The organism is Polaromonas sp. (genome assembly GCF_036676035.1).
Classification (GTDB): Bacteria; Pseudomonadota; Gammaproteobacteria; order Burkholderiales; family Burkholderiaceae_C; genus Polaromonas.
Genome location: NZ_JAKFDR010000118.1, coordinates 52,749 through 67,494, shown reverse-complemented (window position 1 = coordinate 67,494; position 14,746 = coordinate 52,749). Strand labels below are relative to the sequence as shown.

Annotated in this window: 13 protein-coding genes and 1 pseudogene; 9 read left to right on the top strand and 5 right to left on the bottom strand. The window is 63.0% G+C overall.

Annotated elements, in window-relative coordinates; all coding sequences use genetic code 11:
• Positions 1-14 precede the first annotated feature (14 nt).
• The gene (locus V6M61_RS18605; RefSeq protein ID WP_332778084.1) at positions 15-701 is read right to left on the bottom strand and encodes a DUF2848 domain-containing protein; all 687 of its coding nucleotides are present in this window, start codon (positions 699-701) and stop codon (positions 15-17) included.
• Positions 702-826: 125 nt separating this feature from the next.
• Between V6M61_RS18605 and V6M61_RS18600 the strand changes: the two genes are divergently transcribed.
• Together V6M61_RS18600 and V6M61_RS18595 are read left to right on the top strand one after the other, a co-directional pair.
• The gene (locus V6M61_RS18600) at positions 827-1,510 is read left to right on the top strand and encodes a GntR family transcriptional regulator (RefSeq protein ID WP_332778083.1); all 684 of its coding nucleotides are present in this window, start codon (positions 827-829) and stop codon (positions 1,508-1,510) included.
• 238 nt (positions 1,511-1,748) lie between these two features.
• Positions 1,749-2,780, top strand: coding sequence for a serine/threonine protein kinase (locus V6M61_RS18595; protein ID WP_332778082.1), 1,032 nt, complete (start codon positions 1,749-1,751; stop codon positions 2,778-2,780).
• An 80-nt stretch (positions 2,781-2,860) separates the two neighbouring features.
• On the opposite strand, the pseudogene V6M61_RS18590 reads toward V6M61_RS18595, so the two are convergent.
• Positions 2,861-3,178: pseudogene (locus tag V6M61_RS18590) on the bottom strand (hypothetical protein); the annotation flags it as partial.
• A gap of 73 nt (positions 3,179-3,251) precedes the next feature.
• Entirely contained in the window at positions 3,252-5,132 is a 1,881-nt protein-coding gene (gene htpG / locus V6M61_RS18585; protein ID WP_332778081.1) for a molecular chaperone HtpG, read from the bottom strand.
• Between the two features lie 281 nt (positions 5,133-5,413).
• Here htpG and V6M61_RS18580 point away from each other — a divergent pair, with 281 nt between their 5' ends.
• The 6 genes from V6M61_RS18580 (at position 5,414) to V6M61_RS18555 (ending at position 11,703) form a co-directional block, all read left to right on the top strand.
• The gene (locus V6M61_RS18580; RefSeq protein WP_332778080.1) at positions 5,414-5,890 is read left to right on the top strand and encodes a hypothetical protein; all 477 of its coding nucleotides are present in this window, start codon (positions 5,414-5,416) and stop codon (positions 5,888-5,890) included.
• A gap of 35 nt (positions 5,891-5,925) precedes the next feature.
• Positions 5,926-6,510, top strand: a complete 585-nt coding sequence (locus V6M61_RS18575; RefSeq protein ID WP_332778079.1) for a hypothetical protein — start codon at positions 5,926-5,928, stop codon at positions 6,508-6,510.
• 2 nt (positions 6,511-6,512) lie between these two features.
• A complete protein-coding gene (locus tag V6M61_RS18570; protein ID WP_332778078.1) occupies positions 6,513-7,244 on the top strand; it encodes a fimbrial biogenesis chaperone in 732 nt (243 codons plus the stop codon).
• 50 nt (positions 7,245-7,294) lie between these two features.
• Positions 7,295-9,667 (top strand): fimbria/pilus outer membrane usher protein, encoded by a 2,373-nt coding sequence (locus V6M61_RS18565; protein WP_332778077.1) that lies wholly within the window; start codon positions 7,295-7,297, stop codon positions 9,665-9,667.
• Positions 9,664-10,569, top strand: a complete 906-nt coding sequence (locus V6M61_RS18560) for a spore coat protein U domain-containing protein (protein ID WP_332778076.1) — start codon at positions 9,664-9,666, stop codon at positions 10,567-10,569. Before V6M61_RS18565 ends, V6M61_RS18560 begins: the two co-directional genes overlap by 4 nt.
• Positions 10,570-10,794: 225 nt before the next feature.
• Positions 10,795-11,703 carry a hypothetical protein gene (locus V6M61_RS18555; RefSeq protein WP_332778075.1) on the top strand — a complete coding sequence of 303 codons (909 nt, stop codon included), beginning with the start codon at positions 10,795-10,797 and terminating at the stop codon, positions 11,701-11,703.
• A gap of 19 nt (positions 11,704-11,722) precedes the next feature.
• On the opposite strand, the gene V6M61_RS18550 is transcribed toward V6M61_RS18555, so the two are convergent.
• Entirely contained in the window at positions 11,723-13,078 is a 1,356-nt protein-coding gene (locus tag V6M61_RS18550) for an esterase/lipase family protein (RefSeq protein ID WP_332778074.1), read from the bottom strand.
• A gap of 282 nt (positions 13,079-13,360) precedes the next feature.
• Here V6M61_RS18550 and V6M61_RS18545 point away from each other — a divergent pair, with 282 nt between their 5' ends.
• A complete protein-coding gene (locus tag V6M61_RS18545) occupies positions 13,361-13,732 on the top strand; it encodes a hypothetical protein (RefSeq protein WP_332778073.1) in 372 nt (123 codons plus the stop codon).
• A 93-nt stretch (positions 13,733-13,825) separates the two neighbouring features.
• Here the strand turns inward: V6M61_RS18545 and V6M61_RS18540 are convergent, their stop codons facing one another.
• Positions 13,826-14,689, bottom strand: coding sequence for a pseudouridine synthase (locus V6M61_RS18540; protein WP_332778072.1), 864 nt, complete (start codon positions 14,687-14,689; stop codon positions 13,826-13,828).
• Positions 14,690-14,746: the final 57 nt, after the last annotated feature.

Genomic DNA, 14,746 nt, shown 5'->3' with positions numbered 1-14,746 from the left:
GTGACTCCCTGTGTTCAGGCGATGACGGGCAGCGCCACGCAGCGGTAGGCGTGGGTAATGCTGCGGCCCAGGCGCGCATCAAGCAGCTCCATGCGAAAGCTGGCCGATGGGCGTATGCCGCCGATGGCCCCCACCGTGCCGCAGGTCATCGCAAAGCCTTCTGCCGGCGCAGGGTTGTCTGCACCGTAGCGTGCCAGCAGATCGGCCGGGCCGCGCAGTGCGGCCAGTGTGCCTTCCTGGTACAGGCGGGATTCCCCGTCTTCCTCGATCCACGAGCGCAGCACCAACTCGTCCCAGTGGTCGCGCACATCGGCCAGGCGCCACGCATTGCGCGCCACCGGTTTGGGGCAAACCTGCTTGGACAAGGCAATGCTGTGGGCTTCGAGCGCGCGGTCGGTGTGGTCGGAGGCAATCGACACAAAAAACTCGCCTGCGTGGAAGAAGAGGAAGGGCTCTACCTCGCCGGAAGTTCCATCGCCCACCACCTGCACAGTGCCGGCCTGGCTTAACTGGTTGGCCGCGACGCGGTAAAAAAGCGGCACTGCACTAGGCCGGGGCACGCCAATCGCTTCGAGTTCACCGATGTGGTGCTCGATGGCGTGCGCATCGCGGCCCGTCCAGCCTGCAATAACCAGGCGATTGACCTCGATCTGCAGGGGCTGGGCGGCATTTTCAGGAGGGAGATTGAAAACAAGAGTCATGGGAAAAGCGCTTTCATTGAAACAACTGAGAAATTTCAGTGAAATATTACAATTTCTTCAAGCGAATTTCATGCCACGTTTTCCCGTGTAGCATCAAGGGTCTCCATGTGTTATTTGCGAACCCCATGAAACCTGCTGCAACCGCCCGCCGGCCTTCTGCCCGTGAGCCGGGCGACGACCTGTCCCGCAACGACGCCGCCTACTCCCGCCTGAAGGACGCCCTGGTGACGCTGGTCTACAAACCGGGCGAGTACCTGAATACGGCCCAGGTGATGGAGCGTTTTGGCTTGGGCCGCACCCCCATCAACCAGGCGTTGCACCGCCTGTCCGCTGAAGGCCTGGTGCAAATCATCCCGCGCAAGGGGGCCATGGCCGCGCCGCTGTCCATCAACGACGCGCTGGAGTTGATCGAGGTGCGCCTGGTCAACGAGGTGCTGTGCATGCGTCTGGCCGCCGCCGCCATCACCGGCCGTGAAATCCAGGAACTGGAAACCATTGCCCAGGACTTCGAGAACGCCGCCGCGCAGCGCGACGTGGTCGCACTCATGAACAACGACCGCCTGTTCCACGAAAAAGTCGCCATGGCCGCCCGCAACACCATGCTGCATGACATCCTGAGCGTGCTGCACGCCCGGTCGCAGCGCTTCTGGGCCATCTCGTTTTCAACCGAGGGCCATGTGGACGAGGTGATGGCCGAGCACCGCGCCATCGTTGCGGCCCTGGCCAGCCATGATGCGCAAGCGGCGGCCGAGGCGGCCAAAACGCACATTCTCTCGTTCAAGTCGTCGTTGCTGAATATGTCGAGGTAGCCGAAAGCGCTGGTCGCCGGGGCAAAACGCCAGCGCTATCCGCAGGCTGTGTCCTGCCAGCGGCTGCGGCGCAATGATTTGCTATTTATTTAATAGCACCATTAGCCCATTCTGCATGGGCTGAGGCCGTATTTCATCAATACTCCCGGCTTCAACCCGGCCCAGGGTCGGCCTGTTGCGGCGACCCGCACCCCCGCCCTCCTATCCCTATAACGCGGGATTGGATGGACAATCGGGTATGACCGAAACCCGCCCGCCAGCCGCCACGCTGCATCCCTACGAAAAGCTCACGCCCGACCAGGTGCTCGATGCCCTGGCCAGCATCGGGCTGCTGGGCGACGGGCGTCTGATGGCGCTTTCCAGCTACGAAAACCGCGTCTACCAGATCCACCTGGAAGACCCATTGGCCGACGCCGGCGAGATGGTGGTCGCCAAGTTCTACCGGCCCGGCCGCTGGAGCGATGCGCAAATCATCGAAGAGCATGCGTTTGCCGCCGAGCTGATGGCCGCCGAAATACCGGTGGTGGGCGCGCTGTCACTGAACGGCAGCACCCTGCACCACTTTGCAGACTTTGCCTTCAGCGTCTCACCGCGCCGCGGCGGGCGCCGGCCCGAACTCGACAACCTGGAGGTGCTGGAATGGATTGGCCGCTTTCTAGCGCGCATTCACACCGTCGGCGCCCGCCAGCCGTTTGTGCACCGCCCGGCACTGAACCTGCAAACCCATGGCTACGCCAGCCGCGAAGTGCTGCTGGCAGGTGGCCACCTGCCGCTGGACATGGAGTCGCGCTGGTGCAAGGCCTTTGACGAGGCCATGCAGGTCGCGCAGGCGGTTTTTGAGAGCGCCGGCGAGGTGCAAACCCTGCGTCTGCATGGCGACTGCCATCCCGGCAACATTTTGTGGACCCCCGAAGGCTTGCCCGGTGCCGGACCGCACTTTGTCGATCTGGACGACGCGCGCAGCGGCCCTGCCGTGCAGGACTTGTGGATGCTGCTGTCGGGCGAACGGGCGCAATGCACACGCCAGCTCGGCGCGCTGGTCGATGGCTATGAAGAGTTCCGCGAATTTGACCGGCACGAGCTGGCGCTGATCGAGCCCCTGCGCACCCTGCGGCTGGTGCACTACAGCGCATGGCTGGCCCAGCGCTGGCGCGACCCGATTTTTCCAATCAACTTTCCGTGGTTTGGCAGCAGTGACTACTGGAAAGGCCAGGTTGACATGCTGCAAGAGCAAACCGAGGCGATGCAGGAAGAGCCCTTGGTGGTCTGAAGCGTCGGCTGAAGACTGACTGGGAGCCCTTCACAGTCATCCCGGTTCCGGCCGCTTGCCTACTTGCGCTTCAGATCCTCGTTCGGGTCATACAGCACCGTGCCGGTGCCCACCCCGACCCCCGCGCGGGCGCCACCGCTGCCTACCGGCACACTGGCCCCCACGCCCACATTGCCCGTCACCTGGCCGCGCTGGTTCACGCCGACACCCACGCCCACCGGGCCCGCGCTGGTGCCCACACCGGCCGTCACGCCGCTGCTGCTCACCCCCACGCCGATTGACACGCCCGGAACCAGCGGCACGCCAATGCCCACCCCGACCGAGCTGCAGCCGCCGAGCAGGGCCGCGCAGGCCAGCACCAGTCCCGACGGCAGGGATTTGAAGCGTAGGCCAGTCATGGCGCGTGTTGTCATGGGGTCCATCCTACAAGATGCCAGCCAGACGTCCATTTATCAAGCCTCAGCCTCAGCCTCAGAGCAGCAAGGCATTGACACGCCGGACGTAAGCCGCAGGGTCTTCCGGCATGCCGCCTTCGGCCAGCAAGGCTTGGTCAAACAGGATATGCGCCAGATTATCGAAGTGCTCGCTCACTTCCAGCTTCCTCACCAGGGCATGCTGGGCATTGACCTCCAGGATGGGCTTGACCTCCGGCACGGCCTGGCCGGCCTGCTTGAGCAGGCGCGCCAGCTGCGTGGACATGTCACCGTCCTGCACCACCAGGCAGGCCGGTGAATCCACCAGGCGCGTGGTGGCGCGCACGTCCTTGGCCTTGTCCTTGAGCACTTCCCTGAGCCGGTCCAGCACCGGCTTGAACTGGGTCTGCGCTTCCTCTAGGGCTTTTTTCTCCTCCTCGTCCTGCAGCTTGCCCAGATCCACCGCACCTTTGGCCACCGACTGCAGCGGCGTGCCGTCAAACTCGTGCAGGGAGTTCAGCGCCCACTCGTCCACGCGGTCGACCATCAGCAGCACTTCAATACCCTTTTTGCGGAAGATTTCAAGCTGTGGGCTGTTTTTGGCCGCGGCCAGCGTGTCGGCCGTGATGTAGTAAATCGCCTCCTGACCCTCCTTCATGCGCGCCTTGTAGTCGGCAAAGCCCACCGTGGTCGTGTCGGTCGTGGAACTGGCAAAACGCAGCAATTTGGCCAGGCGCTCGCGGTTGGCGAAGTCTTCGCCCAGGCCTTCCTTGAGCACAGCGCCAAACTCGGCGTAGAAGGCGGCAAACTTTTCAGCATCGTTGGCGGCCAGGTCCTCGATCATGGCCAGCACGCGCTTGCTGCAGCCTTCGCGAATGGCCTTGACGGCGCGGCTTTCCTGCAACAGCTCGCGCGAGACGTTGAGCGGCAGGTCCGAGGAGTCGACCACGCCCTTGACGAAACGCAGGTAGGTCGGCAGCAGCGCCTGGGCGTCGTCCATGATGAAGACGCGCTTGACGTACAGCTTGACGCCCGCGGCCTTGTCGCGGTTGAACAGGTCCATGGGCGCCTTGGCCGGGATGAACAGCAGCTGGGTGTATTCGGTGGCGCCTTCGACGCGGTTGTGCGTGGTCGCCAGCGGCGCCTGGCTGTCGTAGCTGATCTGCTTGTAAAACTCGTCGTACTGCGCTTGCGTGATGTCTTTTTTGGCACGCGTCCACAGGGCGGCGGCCTGGTTGACGGTCTCCCAGCTGTCGGTGCTCACCATCTCGCCGGGCTGGTCATTCTCGCCTTCCTTCCACTCTTCCTTCTGCATCAGGATGGGCAGCGAGATATGGTCGGAGTATTTGTTGATGATGCCCTTGAGCTTCCAGGCGTTGAGGTAGTCGGTTGCATCCTCCTTGAGGTGCAGGATGACGCTGGTGCCGCGCTGGGCGCGCTCGATCGTGTCGACTTCAAAGTCACCGGTGCCGCCACTGGTCCAGCGCACGCCCTCGCTCGCAGCCAGGCCGGCGCGGCGGCTTTCCACCGTGATCTTGTCGGCCACGATAAAGCCGGCGTAAAAACCGACGCCAAACTGCCCGATGAGCTGCGCATCGTTTTTCTGGTCGCCCGAGAGCTTGGCCATGAAATCGCGCGTGCCGCTCTTGGCAATCGTGCCCAGGTTGTCAATGGCATCCTGCTGCGACAGGCCAATGCCGTTGTCGGTGATGGTCAGCGTCCCGGCGGCCTTGTCGAGCGTCACGCGCACCTCCAGGCTGGCCGCGTCTTCATACAAGGCAGCGTTGTTCAGCGCTTCAAAACGCAGCTTGTCGCAGGCGTCCGAGGCGTTGGAAACCAGTTCGCGCAGGAAGATTTCAGGGTTGGAGTACAGCGAATGGGTCACCAGCTTCAACAACTGGGCCACTTCGGCTTGAAAAGACAGGGTTTGCTTGCTCATGGGTCAAAAATACCGGATGTTAGATCTTGTTACAGACTTTGTTACAGGTTAATACAGGTTCGCACAGACTCAATTTCCCGCCAAATAGTCGCCAAAACGGTCTTTGGCTTGCCAGATTTGGGGTTAAACCCAATAAATTCACGGGGTTAGCGTGATAAATTACCGACGCCACCAGATTTAGAGTGATCTCCCGCTGGTCAAGCTTGAAATATTTAGTTACAGTTCACTCACTTTCAAATTTCCCTCAGTCCTATTTTCGCTGCATTTACCTGGAGATCCTCATGAAAAAACTGCTCTCACTTGCTGCCCTGGCTCTTGCAGGCATTGCCAGCATTGCAACCCTGCCCTCGCACGCGGCGACAGCAGCAGGCACCTTTGACGTGGTGATCAACCTGACCTCGAAGTGCGAGATCAACAGCACCAATGCCGCCACCGGCGCGGTGATCACCAACGTGTCGTTCACTTACACGTCATTCCAGACCGCCGCTGCCACCTCTACCGGCGGCGGCTTCAACGTCCGTTGCACCAACTCGCTGCCCTACACGATGGCACTGAGCAACACCGGCGTGACCGACGATGCAGTTGGACTGGCCTACACCTTGGCACTGAGCGCCGCAGGCGGCACCGGTAACGGCACCGACCAGGCTTACACGGTGAACGGCACCATGGCCGCCGGCCAGGCCGGTACCTGCGCCGGGGCAACGTGTAACAACTCGACCGCGACCAACAAGACCAAAACCCTGACCATCACTTACTGATCGCTCGCCAATTGACTCAAGAAACACCGATCCCCATGCGCGGCAAGCTCGCTCTCGGTGTTTCTTTACTACTGGCGGCGGCTACCAGTTTTGCCGGCTCGGCAGCGGGGCAGTTTGCGGTCCAGATCACGCTGAACAACCCCTCTATCACTGCGGGTAGCAGCAACAGCTGCACCAGCGCCACGGGTTCGGGGGTAGGCAGTTCTTCGGTGCAGGTCACGTGCACGACCAACGTCTTCGTCGATATTGCGCAGGTCAATACCTCACAAGCCAATACGCTGGGGGCTGCCAAGTTCATGCCGAGCTTTCGCCCCACCAGGGATACCTTGCTGCCTGACTACTGCCGCAACGAGCTGTCCCGCGCCAACCAGGCGGCAGGCATTACCTGCCGCCTCGATGCCGAGCTCGAAGATGCGCAGCGCCAATTCGCCTACGGCGGTGACGAGGCCGGTGACGGATGGAAACTTGAGAGTCGGCTTTATGCCGTGGACACAAACGCCACGGCGGCCCAAACACAGGCCCGCCTGCGTCTTCAGGACGACCGCGGCACCCTGACGGCACTGCGCGTTGCCCACGCCGGCGGGCTCTCAGGATCAGTCGAGATGCTGGTATCCTTCTGAGGATGAACGTCCTACAGCGCCGAAGCCACTTTGCCACGTACGCCCTGCTGCTAAGCCTGTTCGCGCCCTGGGCCGTTGCGACTGCCGGCGTATTTTCCGTCACCCCGGTCCGGCTTTACATGACGCCGCGCGACCGGGCGATTGCCGTGACGCTGTCCAACGAAGCCGATACCGCCGTGGTGCTGCAAGCTGACATCAATACCTGGAGCCAGAAGCCGGACGGCACCGACGAACTGGTGCTCACCGAAGACCTGATTCTGGCCCCCCCCATCATCAAGCTGGCCCCCAAGGCGCGGCAGGTGGTGCGGCTGGCCCTGTTAAGGCCGGCCGATGCGAGCAGGCAGCTGACCTACCGCATGATCATCCGCGAAGTGCCTGAAGCCCTGCCCGCGCCGGGCATTCAGGTTCCCATTGCGCTGGCCCTGAGCATGCCGGTTTTCGTCACCCCCCCGGTGGCCAAGCGCCAGATGAGCTGCAGCGCCAGCCGTGCAGATGCCAAAACCCTGAATCTGAAGTGCAGCAACACCGGAACCGCCTATGCGCAGATTCGGGAAGCCGCGGTCATGCGTGGCGAACAGGCGCTGGCCCAGTTTGAAGGCGGCAGCTACATCCTGCCAGGCGCCAGCAAAACCGTCAGCCTCAAGGGCGAGAAGACCATCCCCGCAGGTGAAGCCCAGCTGGTAGTGACGTTTGACGACGGACAAAGCCTGAAGACCAGCGTCACGCTGCCTTGATTTTGTGTTTTATGTCGAGGAGGCGTTGGTGGTTTTTGCGAAAGCGTCCCTTGGCCCTTGCCATTGCCATTGCAAGCCTTTGCTGCGGCATGGCGGTGCATGCTCAAACCACGTCCTCCTCCAGCGCTCCAGCCACGGCCCGGTCGGCCAGCGACCGCCTGCTTCCGCTGGAAGTGTTCATCAACAGCACCAAGGGGGGCGTCTGGACCCTGCTGGAACGCAACGGCATTCTGTTTGCGCCGGCAGACGCCTTTGAGGAGTGGCGCCTTAACCACCAGCCCAGCGCGCAGGATATCGAGTTTCAGGGACAGAAGTGGTTCCCCCTGTCTGCGATTCCCGGGTTTGAAGCACGGCTCAATTTTGCCAACCAGTCGGTCGACCTGGTGTTTTCTCCGGCGGCCTTCAATGCCGTGCGCCTGACGCAGGAAGCCGCCTTCCGCCCCCCGCTGTCACCAGCGATTCCCGCGGCATTTGCCAACTACGACCTGAACTACACCACCAGCCGCAGCCACATCGCCGGCGGCGGCGCTTCGACCGCCCGGGACCTCGGCGCCTTGACCGAACTGGGTGTCTCGGGACAGTGGGGCTTGCTGACCAGCAGCTATGTGGGCCGCAACCTCATCACCCACGACCCCACGGTCAGCGCCTCCTGGCGGCGTCTTGAGACCACCTACACGCGCAATTTTCTGGACAGCAACAGCTCGCTGCGAGTCGGTGACAGCAGCACGCGTTCGGGTCTCTCGGGGCGCTCGGTTTACTTTGGCGGCGTGCAGCTCACCAAGAATTTTTCCCTGCAGCCCGGCTTCGTGACCCAGCCCATTCCGACCGTGAGCGGCCTGTCGGCCGCGCCCAGCACGGTGGAACTGTACATCAACGATGCGCTGCGGCAAACGTCCAAGGTGCCTGCGGGGCCGTTCAGCATTGACAACTTCCCCGCGCTGACCGGCGCCGGCGAAGCCCGGATAGTGGTGCGCGACATCCTGGGCCGAGAAACCGTCATCACCCAGTCCTTCTTCAGCAGCGCCAACCTGCTGGAGGAAAACCTGAGCGACTGGAGCTTTGAGCTCGGTGCGATCCGCCGCAACCTGGGCACCGAGAACGCCGATTACGACACCCGGTTTGTCTCGGGCCTGTGGCGCCAGGGCCTGAGCAAAAGCCTGACCGCTGAAGCCCATGGCGAATGGTCAAAGTCCCTGAGCCGTGCCGGCCTGGGGGCCAGCTACGAATTGCCGTTCCAGATGCTGGGACAAACCGCACTGTCGGTGAGCCGCAGCGATGCATTCGGCAGTGGCCACAACTGGCTGATAGGCATAGAGCGCAGCGGCCTGCGCCATGGTCTTTCCTTCAGCGCCGAAGGCGCATCGCGCGGCTACCGCCAGCTCGGCATCGATACGGCATCGCCCTTGCCCCGCTTGCAGACCTCGGCCAGCTACAGCTACAGCAGTGACCAGTTTGGTGCCTTCAGTCTGGGCTATGCCCGCTTTGACAGTTACGAGCAGGGCAAGATCAACACCCTGAGCCTGAACTACACCGCGCGCCTCGGCTCACGCAGCGCCCTGACCCTGACCGCCACCAAAATCACCGGCGCGTCGTCCGGCACCTCGGTCGGCGCCTCCGTGCTGGTCCCGCTTGAAAGCCGCGTGACGATCGCCGGCGGCGTCACCCGCCGAAGCGGCGCCACCGAAAGCTATGTGAACGCCAGCCGGGCCCTGAGTGCCGAAACCGGCTGGGGCTGGCGGACGGCGCTGGGTTCGCGCGCGGATGGCGGCTATACCGAAGGCGGCGCTTATTACCAGGGTACCAAGGGCTTGTTTTCAGCCGACCTCAGCCACACCCAAAACCAACAGACCCTGCGCCTGGGCTTGCTTGGCGGGGTCGTGATGGCCGATGGGCAGGTGTTTGCCACGCGCCGGGTGCAGGACAGTTTCGCCATCGTCGAAGTGCCGGGCTATGCCAATGTGGGCGTGGGTTTCCAGGGCAGCACGCTGACCCGGACCAATGCCGACGGCGTGGCCCTGCTGCCCCGCCTGATGCCTTTCCAGCGCAACAGTGTGCGGCTGGATCCGACCGAGCTGCCCATCAGCGCCGAACTCGATTCGATTGAACAGGAAGCCGTGCCGGCCTTGCGCAGCGCGGTCAAGATCACCTTCCCGGTCCGCTCGGGCCGGGGCGCCTTGATCCGCATTGTGTTCGATGACGGCGAGCCGGCCCCGGCCGGCGCCGAGGTCGAGCTCGTCGGCGACAAGAAGGAGTTTTTTGTCGCACGACGGGGGGAATCGTTCGTCACCGGGCTGCAAGCCAGGAACACACTGCGCCTCAAATGGAATGGGGCTTCGTGCAGCTTTGAAGTGGTGCTGCCGCCGGGGAACCTGGACGACATCGCCCGTGTCGGGCCCATTCAATGTTTTGGAGTCAAGCGATGAAAAAGCCCGCGCTGTTGCGCGCCCTGGCCCTGGCCGTCCTGAGCCTGACGGCCTTGTTCTCCCCTGCGGCGTGGGCAGCGTACAGCTGCAGCCTGACCACCCAAAGCGTCGGCGTGCTCTACGTCTTCAACTTCAGCAACTTCGATGCCAATGGCACCGTGATCCTCACCTGCACCCGCAATGTCGTGGCCGACGCCAACACCCTGACTTATCGTATCAAGGCCGACAACGGTTTGAACTGGAGCGGCACCAACCGGCGCGCCAGGCTGGGCGCCACGGGCAACCGGCTGACTTATTATCTGCGCCGCGGCACCACCGCCGGCGGCGGTGCCACTTGCGGAAACTCGAGCACCTGGTTCGCTCCCGCGACCGGGACGACCAACGTCATCACGGGCACCCTGTCATTTGGCGCGGCCGCGACCGCTTCAGTGACGTGGGGGTTTTGCGCACGGGTGCGCGGCAATCAAGGCGCCGTGGCAGCGGGCCTGTATACCGATATGGTCGGGATTGTTGCCCAGTACCCCAACAACAATGCCGGCGCGCTGACGGTGGCCGAGCCGATGTACTACCAGATCGGGGTGACCAGCCAGTGCGTATTCAATCTGCAGCCGCACCCGATTGTGTTCAACTACACGTCGTTCAGCCCGACACCGCAGGTAGCCAGCCGAAATTTCGAAGTCAGGTGCAGCAATACGCTTCCCTGGAGCGTGAGTATTCCTTCGCCCAGCGGCACCCTGCTCGGCTTGAGCTACAGCCTGGCCGCCAGCCCCGCCTCAGGCACCGGTACAGGTGCTGATCAGATTGTTACGGTCACGGGCACCATCCCCGCCGGGCAAGCTGGCACCTGCAGCACCGCGATTTGCACTGGCGCCAACGTGCACACAATACTCATCACTTACTGAAGCGAGGCCCTGTCAATGCTGTCAGAATCGGCTGTCCGACTCGCCTAGGGATGCCCTGATTCGGATTGAGTTCGATACGGTGAGGCTTTTGTCACGAGTTTGCAAACCTTGAACCCGCTGGCGCTTGAAATGGGGCGGCGTTAGCGGTACCGTTACATAATGTTACCCTCGGCATCTGGAAGGCATCACGCAGGCAGGTCCTGCACGATGTGACGGAGTAAATTGATGACTGCCTCTTTCGCATTGCGTCTTGCCGCAGCAGCCTTGCTGAGCATTTGCGCGCTGCAAGCCCAGGCGGCCATCACCTGCACGCTCACGGCCACATCGGTCAACCTCAACTACGTCAACAACCAGGGCGCCAATGCCAATGCCAGCGGCACGATCACGCTGAACTGCACGCGCCTGTCGACGGACCCGACCACCCAAACCTACTGGGTCAGCATCAATTACGGCTCTCGCACAGGCCTTCCCCGGCGAGTCTTTCGCCACGGTGCAACAGACACTTTCAACGCCAACCGGCTCGATGTCAATATCTTCAAGAATGGCACGACGACCGACTGGGGCAACACCGCAGGCGGGGCCACGCGCGTGAGCGGGACGCTGAACTTCGGCGCTGCGCTCAGCGCGAGCGTGCCGCTGACCTATGACTTCCGCGTGCCATCGGGGCAAACCGGCAATAATGCGGGGATTTTCGACGAGCTATTCACCACCAGCCTGCAACTGACTACTGCAGGTGCTGTCGTCGCGACCGCGACCTTCGCCCCCACCGTGAGCATCACCGCCCAGTGCTTCGTGGGCCAGGTCGCCAGCGGCAATCCGGCGCCTGGCGCGGTCAATCCCTCGACCCTGACCTTGAACTACACCTCATTTGCGCTGGTCCCCCAGACCGCCACCATGAACTTCACGGTGGACTGCACAAACAGCACCACCTACACGCTGGCGCTTTCGCCGACAGCGGGCACGTTGCTCGGCCTGAGCTACACGCTGGCGCTGAGCAGCAGCGGCGCGACCGGCAACGGCTTTGCCCAGCCCTACACGGTCACGGGCACCATTGCAGCCGGGCAAGCCGGCACCTGCGCCACGGGCGCCTGCTCAGCGACCCAGACCGGGGTGACGGTCACCATCACCTACTGAACGGGCGGCGCTGCTACTGTCAACCGCCGGCCCCCAGCCAGCGCACCAGTTGCTGCGCCACCTCCGGCCGGCTGAGCAATTCCATATGGTTCATGCCGCAGGCAATCCACTGGTGCTCGGGCGCAAACGCCAGCCTGTGCCGCGCTTGCGCATGCCGGCCCAAAGCGCTCTCCAGGGGCACCAGGCCATCACCGACGATTTTCTGACTTAATGCATCCCTGACCACTGCCAGCGATCCATGTCCGCCTCCACTGGCTGGCGCTGCCATGGCGGTACTGGCGGCGACGGCGTAGCAGTTCACGCCTCGCGGCAACGGCAGCGCCTGGCGCGCATCCGGCGCAAGCTCAAAGCGGCCGCGGCCCGCCCAATCGCACTCCAGCACATGGCCATGGCGCAAGTCGGTGATGCCCGCGCTGCGGATCTGGCCGATACGGGCAAAGGGCTGGGTCACCCAATGGCTGCCCAGCAAATGGTCCACCCAGTGGCCCACCCGTTCCAGCGGCGCGCCGTGGTGCGGGGTGCCCAGAAAAACCAGATGCTTCAATCGGGCGCGCCAGCCCTGCCCAGCCTGCTTGCCATGGTGGCAGGCGCTGCGCGCCACCAGTCCGCCCATGCTGTGCACCAGCAGGCTCAAGTCCTTGACCGGCTGCGGCCAGGCCTTGAGCAACTGTTCCAGCAAACCGGCCAGCGCTTCCCCGTTGGTGGAGGTGTGCAGGCCGGTGTTGTAGTGCAGGTAGACCGGGGTGTAGCCCAGCGCGCCGGCGAGGGCTTCGCCATGGTCCTGCAAATGACCCTCGGCATTTTCGCTGCACCACTGCAAATCATTCATGCACAGGCCATGAACCAGCACCAGCACCTTGCCGCCGGCCCGGGGAAAACGGGCGGAGAGCGCCGCCTTTTCAAGGACCAGCGGCCTGCCGGCATGGCGCAAATGCATGGCAATGGCCAGCGGGTTGGACGTCTCAGCCAGCTGGTCGCCCAGTACGCCATTGAGCGCCGACAGCACCGCTTCGCGTTGCGGCGATGAGCTTGGCGCGCCAGCCCGGGCTGCCACCCGGGACAGCACCGCATCCACCGTGCCCGCGGCCAGCCGCGTGACAGCTTTGACGCTGCCATACACCAAGCCGGTGATGCCCGATTTCCTGACCCCGCTTGCACCGGGCGTCCGGTCTACCCACTGGTCGCCCACCACACCCAAGGGTGCGGCCACGGCCTTGTACACATTGCCGTGGACTTTCTCGGTCAGCGCCGTCAGCCCCAGCGTGGCCTGCGCGGCCAACCGGGCCAAGCCCTGAATGTCAGCGACATGCAGATGGGTGGGCTGCTTGGCCCGCTGATTTTGGGCGGTTCGGGCCGGCTTTGGGGGCGTGCTCATGCCGCGATTGTGGGGGGCATGCACCGCTCGGACTAGAGGATGGTGACTAGCCAAGTCCGACAGGCTCCTAACACCAACGGGTCATGCCGCCCATGAAATTGAAAAAATCAAGCCTTTCAATTCAACTTTTCGCAGTTTCAGCCGTAAACACCCTATGGACTCGATCAATTTCACCAAGAGACCGCCAATAAGTCACAAATTCAGAATGAAATTACCACTTGCATCAATTTCATCAATTTAGTTAAAATGTATCCAACACTGATAGTTGAAGGAGTTGGCGCCATGCGAACTTTCAAAACCGCCTTTGCTATTTTGGCCATCCAGTCTCTGCTGGGGGCTTACAGTGTTGTCCATGCGGAGTCCACCTCCGGCTCCTTTGGCGTCACCATTGTGCTGCGCACCTTCAGTGAAGCCGTTACGGCGGACCACCGGTGCACCCACCGCGGGCAAACCGACGGCCAGACGGGCACGCTGCGCATCAGCTGCCCGGCCACGGTTGACGTGAAGGCCATTGCCAGCGCCTCTGCCAGCAAGACCGGCCAATCCCAGCGTATCAATGCCGAGCCCGGTGAACTCAACCGCCCGGCACTCACGATGGCCGCCGGCAAACCCATGAATTCGCCAGATCCGGTGGAGCTGACCATTTCCTGGTGACCGGGTCAAAACCTGCCTTCCTGGCCGGCATCAGGTCGTTTTCTGCAAAAACAACGGGGTTTAAGCCTGCCCCGCGCCTGGCAGGCTTGGGTTTCAAAACCGCTCGTGCGGAGCCAGGTAGCGCCACTGGCCTACCGGCAGATGGCCCAGGTTGACACGACCTATGCGCACGCGCTTGAGCCCAGTCACAAACAGCCCCACCTGCTCGCACATGCGGCGAATTTGGCGTTTTTTGCCTTCTTTCAGCACAAAACGCAGCTGTTCGGGGTTTTGCCAGCTCACCTGGGCAGGCCGTAGCGCCTGGCCGTCCAGGCTCAGGCCATGGCACAGCAGGGCCAGCTTTTCGGGCGGAAATACCGCTTGCACGTTGACGGTTTCCTCCCCTTTTTCCGTTCTGTAGCTCACCCGCACCAAATACTCTTTTTCGATCTCCGAGTCTTCGCCAATCAGCTGGCGGGCCACGCGCCCGTCTTGCGTCAGCACCAGCAAGCCGATCGAGTCGATGTCCAGTCGCCCGGCCGGGGCCAGGCCACGCAGTTGCTCATGACCCCAGCGCATGCGGCTGTTGCACTCGCGCCAGCGGTTTTGCGGCTGCACCAGCGCCACGGCCGGCTCGTGGCCGTCTTCGGCCTGGCCGCTGACATAACCGACCGGCTTGTTGATCAGGATGGTGACCAGCTGGCGCTGCTGCTGCTCGGCCTGGCGGTCCACCTCGATGCGTGCATCAAAGGCGACCGGCTGGCCCATCACGGCGGGCGCCCCGTTCACGCGCACCCAGCCGCGGGCAATCCAGTCGTCGGCCTCGCGGCGAGAACACAGGCCGAGTTCGGCCATGCGCTTGTTCAGGCGGATGGTGCCGCCGGTTGAAGCGCCCGGTGATCCGGCAGGTGCAGCCGAGGCGGCCCGCACACGCACAGCGCCGGCAACAGGTGGTTTGGGGGGAGTTTGTTCAGACATGGGCTGGCACCCATTTTATGGCTGCATGCGGCCTGCTGGCGCAGCCCCTCCCGAAGC

What these genes read in the sequence shown, in the direction of transcription:
- V6M61_RS18605 (WP_332778084.1), bottom strand. Translation starts at nt 701, where the DNA reads ATGACTCTTGTTTTCAATCTCCCTCCTGAAAATGCCGCCCAGCCCCTG.
- V6M61_RS18600 (WP_332778083.1), top strand. Translation starts at nt 827, where the DNA reads ATGAAACCTGCTGCAACCGCCCGCCGGCCTTCTGCCCGTGAGCCGGGC.
- V6M61_RS18595 (WP_332778082.1), top strand. Translation starts at nt 1,749, where the DNA reads ATGACCGAAACCCGCCCGCCAGCCGCCACGCTGCATCCCTACGAAAAG.
- htpG (WP_332778081.1), bottom strand. Translation starts at nt 5,132, where the DNA reads ATGAGCAAGCAAACCCTGTCTTTTCAAGCCGAAGTGGCCCAGTTGTTG.
- V6M61_RS18580 (WP_332778080.1), top strand. Translation starts at nt 5,414, where the DNA reads ATGAAAAAACTGCTCTCACTTGCTGCCCTGGCTCTTGCAGGCATTGCC.
- V6M61_RS18575 (WP_332778079.1), top strand. Translation starts at nt 5,926, where the DNA reads ATGCGCGGCAAGCTCGCTCTCGGTGTTTCTTTACTACTGGCGGCGGCT.
- V6M61_RS18570 (WP_332778078.1), top strand. Translation starts at nt 6,513, where the DNA reads ATGAACGTCCTACAGCGCCGAAGCCACTTTGCCACGTACGCCCTGCTG.
- V6M61_RS18560 (WP_332778076.1), top strand. Translation starts at nt 9,664, where the DNA reads ATGAAAAAGCCCGCGCTGTTGCGCGCCCTGGCCCTGGCCGTCCTGAGC.
- V6M61_RS18555 (WP_332778075.1), top strand. Translation starts at nt 10,795, where the DNA reads ATGACTGCCTCTTTCGCATTGCGTCTTGCCGCAGCAGCCTTGCTGAGC.
- V6M61_RS18550 (WP_332778074.1), bottom strand. Translation starts at nt 13,078, where the DNA reads ATGAGCACGCCCCCAAAGCCGGCCCGAACCGCCCAAAATCAGCGGGCC.
- V6M61_RS18545 (WP_332778073.1), top strand. Translation starts at nt 13,361, where the DNA reads ATGCGAACTTTCAAAACCGCCTTTGCTATTTTGGCCATCCAGTCTCTG.
- V6M61_RS18540 (WP_332778072.1), bottom strand. Translation starts at nt 14,689, where the DNA reads ATGTCTGAACAAACTCCCCCCAAACCACCTGTTGCCGGCGCTGTGCGT.